The organism is Marinobacter sp. UBA2498, assembly GCF_002341575.1.
GTDB lineage: Bacteria > Pseudomonadota > Gammaproteobacteria > Pseudomonadales > Oleiphilaceae > Marinobacter > Marinobacter manganoxydans.
In genome coordinates this window covers 348-13,806 of record NZ_DDOI01000042.1, presented here as the reverse complement: position 1 = coordinate 13,806, position 13,459 = coordinate 348, and the positions used below count along the sequence as shown (strand labels likewise).

Here is a 13,459-nt window from a genome sequence, read left to right as displayed (position 1 = left end):
ACCGGGGGCCTGGATCTCGATCCCGGGACGGTTCGCGTGGTGCCCTCCGATCAAGGCACACGGATAAGGGTGGATACCTCGGCACGGGTGCCCGGCGAATCGGTCGGGTTCTGGATGGAAAATAGCCCCCTGGGTGATATGGCAGGCTCAGAGGCCCAGAAGCTTGAATATGGTGGTGAGTATCAGCTGGATCTTGGTATCGACTTGCCATTGGGGGCGGAGCAGCCCCCCGTGGTTGAGGTAAAGATTTCCGCTCAGGAAGGCACCGTCTCTTACCCCTCAGCAGGGTTGGCCTGGCGGTCGGTTCAGGGTGAACTGACCTACCACAGCGAAAACGGCTTCTCTGGAGGTCCTCTGAATGCCGAATTCTTCGATGAACCGGTAACCATTGCCTTCAGCAAGTCCCGGGCGGGCAATGCCCTTACCATCCGGCAGTCAGGAACGCTACCGGTGCCCGGGGTGTTTGAGCAGGCGGGACTTGAGACCAGTTCGGGTTTTGGTTTGCAGGGCAATGTTACCTATACCGCGGACCTGGACGTGGGATCGGATTCAACGTCGGGTATCCGAGTGCGGTCCACTCTTGAGGGGCTGGCAGTTGACTGGCCGGAGCCACTGTCAAAAACGGCGGATGAGGCAGCACCGCTGCGGGCAACCATCAATCCCTCGGCCGCTGGCGGGCTTGGCATTACGGGCGACTGGGAAAACCGCGCAACATTCGATCTGTTATGGAAAGAGACCGGGTTTGATTTGCGTCTTGGCCGCCTGCACCTTGGCCCGCAGGTGTTGAACGATATTGATATCAATGCCCTCGATCTTGGTGACCGGTGGGTGGTGACCACCAGCTCGCAACGCGCCGAAGGCCGACTGACAATTCCGCAAAATGGCGACACGGTGAAGGCCGATTTTCAGGTGTTACGGCTCGTACGCAGTGAAACACCCCCTGAGGATTCGCCGGAATTACTGACCCTCGAAGAGCAGCTTGAGGCGTTCCGCGCGCTGGATATGGGAAACTGGCCGGATATCGATGTCTCGATTGCGGAACTGCAACTGAACGACGAATCGTTGGGACAGTGGGCCTTCCGGCTCCGCCCCGAACCTTTCCGGTTGCAGGTAAATGACATCGAGGGGCGCCTGAATTCCCTGACACTCCTGGGCGATATGAGCTGGAGCATCGTCGGAGACCGGGAAACCAGCCGGTTTACAGGTTCTATCAGCGGGGGGGCGCTCGCGGATCTGAACGAGCTCCTCGACACTGAAATGCCGGTCACCAACGAGGGGACCAACATAGAGCTGGATCTGGACTGGCCCGGCCGTCCGGATGAGCTTTCCATACCGGAGCTCAGTGGCTCGGTCAGTCTCAGGCTGGATGAGGGTGTGATCCTGGAGCGAAACAACACGGCGCAACTGTTCCGGGTGTTCAATCTGCTGAACTCTGACACCCTATGGCGCCGGTTGAAGCTCGACTTTTCCGATCTGTATGAGCGGGGGGTGGCTTTTGACGCGATATCGGGCAAGGCGCAGATAATCAATGGCTTGCTGACCATGGATCCGGAACTACAGATAGTGGGCCCATCCGGCGCCTTCAAACTTAGTGGTACGACCAATATGGCCAGCGAGGAGCTGGATATGCGGCTTGTGGTTGTGTTGCCCCTGACTCAGAATCTGCCATTGGCGGCGCTGCTCATGGGTGCCGGTGCGCCGATCGGCGGCGCCTTGTTTGTGCTGGACAAGATTCTGGGCGATCCTTTGAGCAGGCTGACAAGCGCAACCTACAGCGTGACCGGCACATGGGACGAGCCGGAAGTGAATCTGCAACGGGTTTTTGACACCGGCGAATAACTTTTCTGTTTGGCAATATCGGAGGCAGTCATGAACAAGCGTGTTTCCAACCGGGTCGCAGCCATCCAGATGGTCAGCGGTCATGACATTGACGCCAATCTGCGCGAAGCGGAACAGCTGCTGGCCCGGGCTGCCGAGCAGGGCGCCTCGGTCGCCGTACTGCCTGAGAATTTTGCGGTTCTGGCCACCAGTCAGATGATTGATCGTGGTCGCCAGGAGGCGGGGGCCGAGCCTGTCATAAGAACCTTCCTGGCCGAACAGGCCCGGAAACTGGGGCTCTGGATCGTTGGCGGATCGATGCCCGTGGCCAAACGACCGGACGGCTCAGATCTGGAGGATCGGGTCAGGGCAACCTGCATTGTCTTTGATGACCAGGGTGAGGAAGTTGCCCGTTACGACAAGATTCACCTGTTTGATGCCATGGTGGAAGACGCCCATGGTCAATACCGTGAATCGGACACCTTCGAGCCCGGCGAACAGATAGTGACCGTGGATACGCCCGCGGGCAAGCTGGGGTTGGCGATCTGCTACGATCTTCGCTTTCCGGAGCTGTTCAGGCTGCTGCGTGAGCAGGATGTCGACTGGATTTGCCTTCCGAGCGCTTTCACCTGGCAGACCGGTGATGCCCACTGGTACCCCCTGATCCGGGCCCGCGCGATCGAGAACCAGGTATGGTTAGTGGCACCTGGCCAGGGTGGCCAGAACAGCGAGCGCCGTCGCACCTATGGCCACAGCCTGATCTGTGATCCCTGGGGGCGGATCGTGACGGAAATGGGGGAAGGCCCGGGCCTGGTCACCGCCGAACTGGACGCCGATCAGGTAGCCAATCTGCGCGCCCGGATGCCGGTGTGGGAGCACCGCCGGCTCAAAGGTTGAACCAACGGCTCACATGGCCTCGGCGTCATCGATGCACTCCCTGAGATAACGGAACAGTTTCCGGGCCTGGCCGGTGTTCTTCTGTTTTTCGACGTCTTTTCGGGCGTTTCGAGCAAGGTTTCGCAGGTGCTGCATATCGGCAGTGGGGCAGTAGCTGAAGAACTCGCCAACAACGGAATCGCCTTCGGCAATCATCCGGTCCCGCCAGCGTTCCGCCAGGTGGTGTCTGCGGGTGTGTTCTTCGCTACCGGCATCGAAGGCGTCGATGGCTTTCGCCAGGGCTTCAGGATCATCTTCCTGTCGGATGACCTTACCGATGTATTGCAGGTGCCGTCGTTTGGCCTCGTTCTGGCGGATACGGCGGGATTCCTCGATCGCGGCGCGGAGGGTCTCGCTGATTGGCAAGGTTTCCAGCTGATCGTTGCTCAGGTCCAGCATCCGCTTGCCCAGATCCTGCAGGGCATGCATTTCCCGTTTCAGCTGGGATTTGCTGGGGCCGTCGTATTCCGGCGCGTCGTTGTCTTGATGGTCTTTCATAAATCCGAGATCCGCTTAAGCGTAGAAAATCGTCGCGAGGCCAAGAAAGGCCATGAACCCGACTACATCGGTCACAGTCGTGAGAATCACGCTGCCTGCCAGGGCCGGATCAATATTGCGAGATTTGAGAAACAGTGGCAGAACCGTGCCAACCAGCGCTGCGGCGACAAGATTGATCACCAGCGCGGCAGCAATGATCGCGCCGATCATCACATCCTGGAACCAGAGCATGGCTGCACCCGCCACCACGGCGGCCCAGAGCAGGCCGTTCAGTATCCCTGACAGAAATTCCCGGTTCAGCAGCCAGCCTACGTTGGCGCCGCTGATCTGCCCCACGGCCATACCGCGAATCACCAGTGTAAGCGTCTGACTACCAGCAATGCCGCCCATACTGGCAACAGTTGGCATCAGCACTGCGAGCGCCACCACTTTGGCGATCGTGTCTTCAAATAGCCCGATGACGGCGGAGGCGGTCAGTGCCGTAATCAGGTTGATGCCCAGCCAGACGGCACGGCGACGGGTGGTTTTCCACACCGGCGCAAAGGTGTCCTCGTCTTCGTCCAGACCCGCCATACTCATCAGTGAGTGGTCCGCATCCTCCCGGATAACGTCAACCACGTCATCGATGGTGATCCGACCCAGCAGGCGGCCCTCCTCGTTTACCACCGGCGCCGAGATCAGGTCGTAGCGTTCAAACAATGTCGCTACCTTGGTGTCGGAGAGGCTCACGGGAATGGGCTCGATGTCGGTATCCATGACTTCCCGCACGGTGGAGGCGGGGTTGGAGACCAGCATTTTCGTGATGGGCAGCATGCCAATGAAATCGTCCCGGCGGCTGACCACGATCAGGCTGTCGGTCATGGGTGGCAGGGTGCGGTGCCTGCGAAGGTAGCGGAGCACAACATCGATACTGATGTCCGGGCGCACCGTAATGGTGTCCGTGTTCATCAGACCGCCGGCGGTGTCCTCCGGATAGGAGAGAACTTCCTCCACCCGTTGCCGGTCCTGCTCGTCCATGGTCTCCAGGACTTCCTGGATGACCGTATCCGGCAGCTGCTGCAGCAGGTCGGCCAGGTCGTCTGACTCGAAATCCTCGATGATGTCCGCCAGTTCCTGAGCGTTCAGCTGGCTCAGGAAGTAGCCTCGGATATCATCACTGAGATACTGGAGAACCTCGCCTTCGAGGTCTTTGTCCACCAGGTTCCACAGCAGGGCCCGCTGCCGGGGCGGTGAGGACTCCAGCAAATGGGCAATATCACTGGGGCTCAGGCCACCGTTCAGGATGCGGGCAACCTGCTTCAGTGCGCCACTGTCCAGCGCTTCGCTCAGGGAACGAAGACGCTGGCGGGCCTGGCTTTTTTCCAGAATATCGGTCATGTGTTTATTTTACTCACCCTCACCGAAATAGTCGTTAATCAGTTCCACCAATGCTTCGATGGCCTGTTCCTCATCCGGTCCGTCGGCAATGAGCTCCACATCGGTTCCTTTGCTGGCGGCCAGCATCATCACCTGCATGATGTTCTTCGCGTCCACATCCCGGCCTTTGCCGCTGATACGCACGCTGCTGTCGTATTCCGATGCCGTGTTGACCAGCTTCGCAGTGGCGCGCGCATGCAGGCCCAGTTTGTTGATGATGGTAATGGGGCGGCGAATCATGGCTTGATCAGATCTCTTCCCGGGTCTGCAGGTGTGGCAGCTCGGTGTGCCGCACTTGCACATTGCTGTACCGTTGCCGGAAGTACTCACCCAACTGCTCGCACACATACACCGACCGGTGCTGGCCGCCGGTACAGCCAATGGAAATGGTCATATAGCTGCGGTTACTGTCTGCAAAGGAGGGCAGCCAGGTATCCAGAAATGATTTCAGGTCCTCGATCATCTTCCGGCTTGCCGGTTCTTTTTCCAGAAACTCGATAACCGGCTGATCCGTCCCGACATACTTGCGGAGGCTGGTATCCCAGTAGGGGTTGGGCAGGCAGCGGACATCGAAAACGTAGTCGGAATCCAGCGGCACGCCGTGTTTGAAGCCGAATGACTGAAACAGGAGAGCCAGTTCCTGATCTTTTCGACCGACCACGCGCTGCTTGACCATGTCCCGCAGCTCGTACATGGACATGCCGGTGGTATTTACGTAAAGATCGGAAAGCTTGGAGAGGGGCTCCAGCAGTTTCTTCTCGCTGGTAATGGCTTCCCGGAGAGAGGTCCTGTCGTCACTCAACGGATGCTTTCTGCGGGTGGCGTGAAAACGCTGCAGAAGCGACTGCTCGTCGGCGTCCAGGAAGATGATTTCAACGGTAACCCCGGTTTCCTGGAGGCGCCGGTAGATCTCCTCGAAATTGGCCAGCTCGCCGGAAAGGTTCCGCGCATCGATACTGACGGCCATCTTGCCCAGTCGACCAGGCCTGGTCTGGCTGGCGGCTTCCCGTGTGAGGGGGAAGAGCAGGCCAATAGGAAGATTGTCGATGCAATAAAACCCGAGGTCCTCCAGCACATGAAGTGCGGTACTCTTGCCCGAACCGGACCTGCCACTGACGATAATCAGCTTCATGACCACCTTACCTCCACTGCAGTGAATATCAGCCGCCTGAGGCGGTCATGCGCTGGTACAGCGTGCTGGCGTCCTCGGATTGCCGGAGGCGATCACAGAACGACCGCTCATTGAACTTTTCAGCCAGTTGGCTGAGCAGCTCCAGGTGTTCGCTCGTTGCTTCCTTCGGGACGATCAGGGCGAAAATCAGATCCACCGGCTGATTGTCGATAGCATCGAATTCGACGCTTTCTTCCAGCGTCATCAGCACGCCCACCACGTGATCAAGTCCTTCCAGACGGCAGTGGGGAATGGCGATTCCCTGGCCAATGCCGGTGCTGCCCAGGCGCTCGCGGGAAATCAGGTTGTTGAAGAGCTGGGTCTCGCTGAGCGTGTTGTCCTGATGGTTTATCTGCTCGGCAATAAACTCCAGGGCCCGTTTCTTGCTGGACGCAGCTACCCTGCAGAGGGTGAGCTCCGGAGCAAGAATGTTCTCTATGGTCAGGGATGTGTCGCTCATGGATCGACTGCGTTTCCGTTAAAAAAAAGGCTGCGACACGTTACTCATGTCGCAGCTCGATTAGATGAATTGCATGAAAACAGTCAGTTAGCGAGAGCCGTTTCCGTGCATCCGGTCTACATTCTTTTCCTTGTGCTTGAGGATCTGACGGTCAAGCTTGTCGATCAGGGCATCGATGGCTGCGTACATATCCTCATTTTCTGCCTTTGCGTGAATCTCACCACCAACCACGTGCAGCGTGGCTTCCGCAATCTGGCGCACCTTCTCCACTTCCAGGGTTACCTGGCAGTTGCTGATGTGGTCAAAGTGACGCTCGAGCTTCTGGAACTTCTCTGAAACATAATCCTTCAGTGCGGGAGTAAGTTCTACGTGATGGCCTGAAATATTGAGTTGCATAGGCGTCTCCTGTTGTCATCGTTCCGGCTCCCGGGAGCCGGTCTGGGTGCTGGCGCATTGTGCGCCGGCAAATAGTACGTTGCGCCCGGACCCCGGGGTGTTCAGACCAGCCGCTTGCGTTCGTTCGAAGGCGGAATGTGCATGGCCTCCCGGTACTTGGCAACGGTGCGTCGCGCAACCTTGATTCCCTGTTCTCCTAGCATGGCTGCAATTTTACTGTCGCTCAACGGCTTTTTGGGCGTTTCCGCGGCAATCAGCTTTTTGATCATCGCGCGGATCGCCGTGGAAGAACATTCACCGCCTTCGTCAGTGCTGACATGGCTGGAGAAGAAATATTTCAGCTCGAAAATTCCCCGGGGGGTGTGCATGTATTTCTGGGTGGTGACCCGGGAAATCGTGGACTCATGCATCTCAACCGCCTGGGCGATATCAGAGAGGATCAGCGGTTTCATGGCTTCTTCACCCTGATCCAGGAATCCTTGCTGGTGCTCGACAATACGGGTCGCCACTTTCAGCAGGGTTTCATTGCGGCTCTGCAGGCTCTTGATAAACCATTTCGCCTCCTGCAACTGATCCCGCAGGTAGGTGTTGTCGGCACTGCTGTCCGCACGCCTTATAAGAGAAGCATAGCTGGCATTGACCCGGATGCGCGGTGCAATTTCAGGATTCAGCTCAACACGCCAGCGGCCATTGTGTTTGCGAACGATCACGTCCGGAATCACATAATCGGGTTCGGCCCGGTCAATGACATCGCCCGGCCGCGGATTCAGGCCGGTGATCAGCGCCAGGACATCCCGCAACTGGTCTTCTTTCAGGCGGCTGCGGCGCAGCAACTGGGCGTAATCGCGGTTGCCCAGCAGGTTGATGTAATGGGTAATTACAAGGCGTGCCTGGGCCAGCCAGGGTGTTTCCGGCGGCAGCTGGTTGAGCTGGATCAGCAGGCATTCCTGTAGGTCCCGGGCAAACACGCCGGGCGGATCAAAGTGTTGCAGGCGGTGAAGCACGGCTTCCACTTCATCCAGTTCAAGGGGGTCTTCATCGTTCTCATCCAGCAGTCCGGCGTGGATTTCCTCCAGCGGGCTGGTGATATAGCCCCGTTCGTCCACTGCATCCATCAGGGCATGGGCAATGGCCTGGTCCCGTTCACTGAGGTGCGTCAGATTGAGCTGCCATTCCAGGTGATCCTGAAGCGTTTCGGTCGGGGAATTACGGGTTTCGAAATCGTGATCGTTTTCGTCGTCGTTGCGGGCTGCCGGCGCTGGTGCGGACTGGTAGATGTCGTCCCAGGCGGTATCAACCGGCAGATCGTCCGGAATGTTGTCAGGAATCTCGTTCTCCGAGGACCAGTCCGGGCCGTTCTCGGATTCATCCCAGTCGCTGGCCGGTTCCGGGGCAGCTTCAGCGGCGGACTCGGTGGCGTTGGCCTCGCGCTCGTCGTTTTCGCTGGCTGCGTCGGTCTGGTCATCGTCCTCGGAGGTCTCCAGCATGGGGTTGGATTCCAGTGCCTGCTGGATTTCCTGCTGGAGGTCGAGAGTGGAGAGCTGGAGAAGCCGGATCGCCTGTTGCAGCTGGGGCGTCATGGTCAGGCTTTGACCCAGCTTTAACTGTAAGGAGGCTTTCATAACCATGGTTCAGGATCCGTCACTCATCAGCGCGTTGTGTCATAAGTCGTGAAAAAATCTTTATATGCCGGTTACTTGCCGTGATTTTAATTTACCCTAGCAAGTTCTTTGCCGAGTTTACTTGCTACAGATCATCAAAACAATCAGCCATTGGGTGTCAGAGTCTGAATTCGTCGCCGAGATAGACTTCCTTGACCTGCTGGTTGGCCAGGATGGCGTCGGCATTGCCGGAGGCGATGATGTGGCCGCCGGAAACAATGTAGGCATTCTCGCAGATGTCCAGGGTCTCACGCACGTTGTGGTCGGTGATCAAAACGCCAATGCCTTTGTCCCGAAGGTGCCGGATGATGTGTTTGATGTCACTGACGGATATGGGGTCCACACCGGCGAAGGGTTCATCCAGCAGGATAAAAGCCGGCTCCATGGCCAGTGCCCGGGCAATCTCCACCCGTCGGCGTTCACCGCCGGACAATGCCATGCCAACACTGTCCCGGATATGGGTGATGTGGAATTCTTCCAATAACCCCTCGAGCTTCTTCTCCCGCTCTGCCTTGCCCAGCCCCGGCCGGGTTTCGAGGATGGCCATGATGTTGTCGCGTACGGACAGTTTGCGGAAGACCGAGGCTTCCTGGGGCAGGTAACCGATGCCCTGGCGGGCCCGACCATGCATGGGCAGGGGGGTGATATCCCGGCTGTCGATCGTGATCCGCCCGCGATCAGCGGGGACGAGCCCAACGATCATATAGAAGCAGGTGGTTTTCCCGGCACCGTTGGGACCAAGCAGCCCGACAATTTCCCCACTGCGGATTTCCAGGGAAACGTCGATCACCACTTTTTTCTGTTTGTAACTCTTTGCCAGGTTACTGGCTCTCAGAACTGCCATCGGATCCCTGTCTGTCTGTACTGCGTGGCTGAATCACCATCTCTACCCGGCCGCTGCCCTCGCCGGTGTCTGCGCCGCCCTCAGCGGTGACAACCCGGCCGACGGTATCATAATGAATGACATCACCCCGGAACAGGTTGCCATTCTGCTCGATGACTGCTTCCCGTTCAAAGGTCAGCTGGCTGTCGGTGGCAGACCAGGTAATGTTCAGGGCACGGGCATCGGTTTCGCCTTCCCCCTCGCGCGCCGGTTGACGGTATATAGCGGGCGTACCAGAGGCTTCGATCCGGCTCAGGCCGTCCTCGGTCCGGTACAGGACGACCCGCTCGGCAGTCAGGCGGGTATTGCCCTGCTCAAGTTCCACAGCGCCGGTGTAGGTGGCAATGCCCTGGCCGTCATCCAGGCGGGCGGTATCTGCGGTGACCTTGATAGGAGTGTCAGAATCAAGGTCAAATGCAGCCGCCGGGCCGATCATCACGACCGTTAGCAGGGCAGCCATCAGGCGCCGGTATCGGTTAGTTTCCGGTTTCATAGAGTCCTTCCACCTGGGAGTTCAGTTCCAGAATTCGTTCGTCTATCCACGCTTTCATGCCCGTGGCCCGGGTTATGCCGGTAACATCACGTATTTCTACGAGCGCGTCTGTATATACCATGCCCCGGTCGTTATCCAGGGTCAGGCTTGATGTTGTCAGGACGGCGTCCCGTTCGCCAATCGTGCGCTGAACCCGGACATTGTCCGTCAGGTACACCAGATTCTGGTTTTGCAGCAAGCTGCCATTGTCGGCCTCGACAATCCACGGCAGGGCCTCCTGGTCCCCGTACAGCTCGGCCCGGGGAGATTCCATGGTGGCCAGGTTGCCTTCCTCGAACTGCTCAATTCGGGGGCTGGAAAACCGGATCTTGAGATTGCCCGCTTCATCGAAGGAGGTGTACTGACCATTCACCACGAAACCGTCTGGTTCGGCGTCTCCCCGTAGGGCCGCTGCCTCGTCATCAATCACAGGGGGTTCATCGCTGCGCCAGAGCAGGAATACGGCTGCCACCACGGTAGCAGCCAGTGCCAGTGCTCGCAGCCAGGGTCTGTCCAGCAGCCAGTTCATGCCTCGGGCTCCAGATAGGGGGCAAGTGCTGCGTCAAGCCTGCCATGGGCCGTCAGCAGCAAGTCGCAGGCTTCGCGGACCGCCCCTTCGCCGCCCCGGGCAATGGTGCAGTAGTCGGCATGCTGCTGCACCAGCCAGTAACCGTTGGGCACGGTGATGCCCAGTCCGGCGAACCTCAGTGCCGGGAGATCTGGCAGATCGTCCCCCATGTATGCGATGGCCTCGGGGCTGATATCCATGGTGCTGACCAGTTCCTGAAGGGCTACCTTCTTGTCCTCTCGCCCCTGCATCAGGTGGGGAATGCCAAGATCCCGCATGCGCTTCTCGGTCAGGGGGGACTTTCGTCCGGTGATCACGGCCACGGTAATCCCGGCTGCCATCAGTTGTTTCAAACCCAGGCCATCCAGAATGTTAAAAGCCTTGAGCTCATCACCAGTGGCGCTGAAATAAAGTTTACCGTCGCTCATGATGCCGTCGACATCCAGTGCGATCAGGCGGATCTTTACGGCCTTTGCCAACAGCGAATCCGGCCATTGGTGCTTCATATCAAACAGCTCCTCATAGCCCCTAGATAACGCCGGCACGCAGCAGGTCGTGCATATTGATGGCGCCAATCAGACCACCCTGGTCGTCGGTAACGGGGAGGGCGTTGATCTTCATCTCCTCCATTATGTTCAGCGCTTCCGCCGCCAGATGATCGGCCTGGATCGTTTTACCATGCCGGGTCATGACCTCGTTGATGGGCGTATTGTGAATGTCCACCGATCGATCCAGAGTCCGTCGAAGGTCACCGTCCGTAAATATTCCGGTAAGAGTGCCTTTATCATTGACGACGGTGGTCATACCGAGACCCTTTCGGGACATCTCAAGAAGAGCACCGCTCAAGGGGGTATCCTCGTTGACGACTGGAATCTGATCACCGCTGTGCATGATGTCGGAGACCCTGAGCAGCAGCCGACGCCCGAGGCTGCCGCCGGGGTGAGAGATAGCGAAATCCTCGGCACTGAAGCCCCGGGCCTCAAGGAGTGCAACGGCGAGGGCATCGCCCATCACCAGGGTGGCCGTTGTGGAGGAGGTGGGCGCCAAACCCAGTGGGCAGGCTTCCACCATAACGCTGACGTCCAGATTGGCGACGGCTTCCCGGGCCAGTGTGGAGCTGGCATTGCCGGTCATGCTGATCAGCGGAGCGCCCATGCGTTTGATCAACGGCAGAATGGTGACCACCTCGCTGGTGTTGCCGCTGTTGGAAATGGCGATGACCACATCCTGGGAGGTGATCATACCCATGTCACCGTGGCTTGCCTCGCCCGGGTGCACGAAAAACGATGGCGTTCCAGTGCTGGCCAGGGTGGCGGCAATTTTGTTGCCAATGTGGCCGGATTTTCCCATGCCGGTCACAACCACGCGGCCCTTGCAGTTCATGATAACTTCGCAGGCCCGCGTGAACTGGTCGTCGATTCGGCCTTCAAGGGCATCAATGGCGTCGCGCTCAATGCGGATGGCGCGGATGGCAGAAGATCGGAAATCGCTGGGAGTCTGTTCGGTCATCGGGCTTTGGGCCTGGCTGTCGGGACGTTGTAAATGTTGGGCAGAGTATACCATTTTCACCCGGCAACGATGCCCGGTTACCGAAAGTTCAGTCAAACTGATCATTGCTATCAGTACATTTTGGGCACTTTGGATTGAGCTTGCGCGCTCCTTGGCATAATGTAGCCCCTCTTTGAAAGGTAAGGACTATGAATTCACCGGCTTACATATCGCTCAAGGACGTCGTGTTCTCCCGCTCAGGGCGCCGTATCTTCGACGGTGTCAGCCTGGACATCCCCCGCGGAAAAATCACCGCCATCATGGGGCCCAGCGGAACCGGGAAAACCACGCTGCTGCGCCTTATTGGCGGCCAGCTCAGGCCGGATTCGGGCAGTGTTGTGGTGGACGGCCATGAAGTGCCGAAGCTCAAGCGCAAAGCCCTCTACAGCCTTCGGGAAAAGATGGGCATGCTGTTCCAGAGTGGGGCGCTGTTCACCGATCTGAGCGTGTTCGAGAACGTGGCCTTCCCGTTGCGGGTGCACACAAAGCTGCCGGAAGACATGATTCGTGATGTCGTACTGATGAAGCTTGAAGCCGTCGGATTGCGAGGCGCCCGGCAACTGATGCCGTCGGAACTGTCCGGAGGTATGACCCGCCGGGTTGCTCTTGCCCGAAGTATTGCCCTGGATCCCGAGCTGATCATGTACGACGAGCCGTTCGCCGGCCAGGACCCGATTGCCATGGGCGTTCTGGTAAAGCTGATCCGCGATCTGAACAGCTCCATGGGGCTGACCAGCGTTCTGGTTTCCCACGATGTGCCCGAATCCCTGAGCATTTGCCATTACGCCTGCATCATCTCGGACGGCAAGGTGATCGGGGAGGGCACACCGGAAGAGCTCCGGGCGCATCCTTCCGGGAAGGTTCAGCAGTTTCTCCAGGGGCAGCCGGATGGCCCGGTGCCGTTTCACTACCCGGCCGAGGGCGCCGCCCAGGACTTTGGGTTGTCCGGGGGTGTGTCTTGATTGGCAGAATTGCCGCATTCGGGCGGCTCGGTCTTGATATCGTCTCGTCATTCGGCCGTTCAGGCCGTTTCCTTGCAGGCGTTCTGGGCGGTGTGCCCAGGCCGGCGACCGGTTTCCCCCTTCTGGTGAAGCAGCTGTACGCCGTTGGCGTTCTGTCCCTGGCCATTATCGTGGTTTCTGGCCTGTTTATTGGCATGGTGCTGGGGCTGCAGGGGTATACAATTCTGAGTGATTACGGTTCCGAGGCCGCTATCGGTCAGATGATTGCTCTGACCCTGGTGCGCGAACTCGGGCCGGTGGTAACTGCGTTGCTCTTCGCAGGTCGGGCCGGTTCGGCGCTGACAGCGGAAATAGGCCTGATGAAAGCCACCGAGCAGCTGTCTAGCATGGAAATGATGGGTGTGGACCCGCTTCGGCGCGTCATTGCGCCCCGCCTCTGGGCCGGGTTTATCGCCATGCCTGTGCTTGCGGTCATTTTCTCGGTGGTCGGCATCTGGGGCGGTATGCTGGTGGGTGTAGACTGGCTGGGCGTGTTCGAAGGCTCCTTCTGGGGCAATATGCAGTCGTCGGTGGATTTTGTTGATGATGTCCTGAACGGTGTCATCAAGAG

At 58.6% G+C, this 13,459-nt stretch carries 16 protein-coding genes; 4 read left to right on the top strand and 12 right to left on the bottom strand.

The genetic code is table 11. The features are described 5' to 3' along the window. The coding region (locus B2W52_RS04615) for a YhdP family phospholipid transporter (RefSeq protein WP_286801593.1) at positions 1–1,839 on the top strand (1,839 nt) is incomplete at its 5' end. 30 nt (positions 1,840–1,869) lie between these two features. After that, entirely contained in the window at positions 1,870–2,715 is an 846-nt protein-coding gene (locus B2W52_RS04610; RefSeq protein ID WP_008170148.1) for a carbon-nitrogen hydrolase family protein, read from the top strand. Between the two features lie 9 nt (positions 2,716–2,724). On the opposite strand, the gene yjgA is transcribed toward B2W52_RS04610, so the two are convergent. The 12 genes from yjgA to B2W52_RS04550 all read right to left on the bottom strand — a co-directional run bounded on the left by yjgA (position 2,725) and on the right by B2W52_RS04550 (position 11,848). After that, positions 2,725–3,252 carry a ribosome biogenesis factor YjgA gene (yjgA, locus tag B2W52_RS04605; RefSeq protein ID WP_008170149.1) on the bottom strand — a complete coding sequence of 176 codons (528 nt, stop codon included), beginning with the start codon at positions 3,250–3,252 and terminating at the stop codon, positions 2,725–2,727. A 15-nt stretch (positions 3,253–3,267) separates the two neighbouring features. Then, positions 3,268–4,629 carry a magnesium transporter gene (gene mgtE, locus B2W52_RS04600; RefSeq protein ID WP_286801592.1) on the bottom strand — a complete coding sequence of 454 codons (1,362 nt, stop codon included), beginning with the start codon at positions 4,627–4,629 and terminating at the stop codon, positions 3,268–3,270. 9 nt (positions 4,630–4,638) lie between these two features. Further along, on the bottom strand, positions 4,639–4,908 hold the full coding sequence (locus B2W52_RS04595; RefSeq protein WP_008170151.1) for an HPr family phosphocarrier protein: 270 nt from the start codon (positions 4,906–4,908) through the stop codon (positions 4,639–4,641). Positions 4,909–4,915: 7 nt separating this feature from the next. Continuing rightward, entirely contained in the window at positions 4,916–5,800 is an 885-nt protein-coding gene (rapZ, locus tag B2W52_RS04590; RefSeq protein WP_008170152.1) for an RNase adapter RapZ, read from the bottom strand. A gap of 28 nt (positions 5,801–5,828) precedes the next feature. Continuing rightward, a complete protein-coding gene (gene ptsN / locus B2W52_RS04585) occupies positions 5,829–6,299 on the bottom strand; it encodes a PTS IIA-like nitrogen regulatory protein PtsN (protein WP_008170153.1) in 471 nt (156 codons plus the stop codon). Between the two features lie 87 nt (positions 6,300–6,386). Continuing rightward, positions 6,387–6,695 carry a ribosome hibernation promoting factor gene (hpf, locus tag B2W52_RS04580; RefSeq protein ID WP_092030976.1) on the bottom strand — a complete coding sequence of 103 codons (309 nt, stop codon included), beginning with the start codon at positions 6,693–6,695 and terminating at the stop codon, positions 6,387–6,389. A 101-nt stretch (positions 6,696–6,796) separates the two neighbouring features. After that, positions 6,797–8,323, bottom strand: coding sequence for an RNA polymerase factor sigma-54 (locus B2W52_RS04575; protein WP_273071640.1), 1,527 nt, complete (start codon positions 8,321–8,323; stop codon positions 6,797–6,799). 151 nt (positions 8,324–8,474) lie between these two features. After that, positions 8,475–9,200: an LPS export ABC transporter ATP-binding protein gene (lptB, locus tag B2W52_RS04570; protein ID WP_008170158.1), complete on the bottom strand. Its 726-nt coding sequence runs from the start codon at positions 9,198–9,200 to the stop codon at positions 8,475–8,477. Then, positions 9,178–9,732, bottom strand: coding sequence for a lipopolysaccharide transport periplasmic protein LptA (lptA, locus tag B2W52_RS04565; protein WP_008170160.1), 555 nt, complete (start codon positions 9,730–9,732; stop codon positions 9,178–9,180). Before lptA ends, lptB begins: the two co-directional genes overlap by 23 nt. Next, the gene (lptC, locus tag B2W52_RS04560) at positions 9,716–10,300 is read right to left on the bottom strand and encodes an LPS export ABC transporter periplasmic protein LptC (RefSeq protein ID WP_273071643.1); all 585 of its coding nucleotides are present in this window, start codon (positions 10,298–10,300) and stop codon (positions 9,716–9,718) included. The genes lptA and lptC overlap by 17 nt, the downstream gene beginning before the upstream one ends. Continuing rightward, entirely contained in the window at positions 10,297–10,845 is a 549-nt protein-coding gene (locus tag B2W52_RS04555) for a KdsC family phosphatase (RefSeq protein ID WP_008170166.1), read from the bottom strand. The genes lptC and B2W52_RS04555 overlap by 4 nt, the downstream gene beginning before the upstream one ends. Before the next feature lie 22 nt (positions 10,846–10,867). Continuing rightward, complete coding sequence (locus B2W52_RS04550) at positions 10,868–11,848, bottom strand: KpsF/GutQ family sugar-phosphate isomerase (RefSeq protein ID WP_008170168.1); 981 nt, start codon at positions 11,846–11,848, stop codon at positions 10,868–10,870. A 188-nt stretch (positions 11,849–12,036) separates the two neighbouring features. On the opposite strand from B2W52_RS04550, the gene B2W52_RS04545 reads away from it, so the two are divergent. Together B2W52_RS04545 and mlaE are read left to right on the top strand one after the other, a co-directional pair. After that, positions 12,037–12,849 carry an ATP-binding cassette domain-containing protein gene (locus tag B2W52_RS04545; protein WP_053112675.1) on the top strand — a complete coding sequence of 271 codons (813 nt, stop codon included), beginning with the start codon at positions 12,037–12,039 and terminating at the stop codon, positions 12,847–12,849. Next, on the top strand, positions 12,846–13,459 hold a 614-nt coding region (gene mlaE / locus B2W52_RS04540), incomplete at its 3' end, for a lipid asymmetry maintenance ABC transporter permease subunit MlaE (RefSeq protein WP_286801585.1). The genes B2W52_RS04545 and mlaE, both read left to right, overlap by 4 nt.

Excerpts from the sequence above, each read along its gene's own strand:
- B2W52_RS04610 (WP_008170148.1), top strand. The coding sequence starts at position 1,870 with ATGAACAAGCGTGTTTCCAACCGGGTCGCAGCCATCCAGATGGTCAGC.
- yjgA (WP_008170149.1), bottom strand. The coding sequence starts at position 3,252 with ATGAAAGACCATCAAGACAACGACGCGCCGGAATACGACGGCCCCAGC.
- mgtE (WP_286801592.1), bottom strand. The coding sequence starts at position 4,629 with ATGACCGATATTCTGGAAAAAAGCCAGGCCCGCCAGCGTCTTCGTTCC.
- B2W52_RS04595 (WP_008170151.1), bottom strand. The coding sequence starts at position 4,908 with ATGATTCGCCGCCCCATTACCATCATCAACAAACTGGGCCTGCATGCG.
- rapZ (WP_008170152.1), bottom strand. The coding sequence starts at position 5,800 with ATGAAGCTGATTATCGTCAGTGGCAGGTCCGGTTCGGGCAAGAGTACC.
- ptsN (WP_008170153.1), bottom strand. The coding sequence starts at position 6,299 with ATGAGCGACACATCCCTGACCATAGAGAACATTCTTGCTCCGGAGCTC.
- hpf (WP_092030976.1), bottom strand. The coding sequence starts at position 6,695 with ATGCAACTCAATATTTCAGGCCATCACGTAGAACTTACTCCCGCACTG.
- B2W52_RS04575 (WP_273071640.1), bottom strand. The coding sequence starts at position 8,323 with ATGGTTATGAAAGCCTCCTTACAGTTAAAGCTGGGTCAAAGCCTGACC.
- lptB (WP_008170158.1), bottom strand. The coding sequence starts at position 9,200 with ATGGCAGTTCTGAGAGCCAGTAACCTGGCAAAGAGTTACAAACAGAAA.
- lptA (WP_008170160.1), bottom strand. The coding sequence starts at position 9,732 with ATGAAACCGGAAACTAACCGATACCGGCGCCTGATGGCTGCCCTGCTA.
- lptC (WP_273071643.1), bottom strand. The coding sequence starts at position 10,300 with ATGAACTGGCTGCTGGACAGACCCTGGCTGCGAGCACTGGCACTGGCT.
- B2W52_RS04555 (WP_008170166.1), bottom strand. The coding sequence starts at position 10,845 with ATGAAGCACCAATGGCCGGATTCGCTGTTGGCAAAGGCCGTAAAGATC.
- B2W52_RS04550 (WP_008170168.1), bottom strand. The coding sequence starts at position 11,848 with ATGACCGAACAGACTCCCAGCGATTTCCGATCTTCTGCCATCCGCGCC.
- B2W52_RS04545 (WP_053112675.1), top strand. The coding sequence starts at position 12,037 with ATGAATTCACCGGCTTACATATCGCTCAAGGACGTCGTGTTCTCCCGC.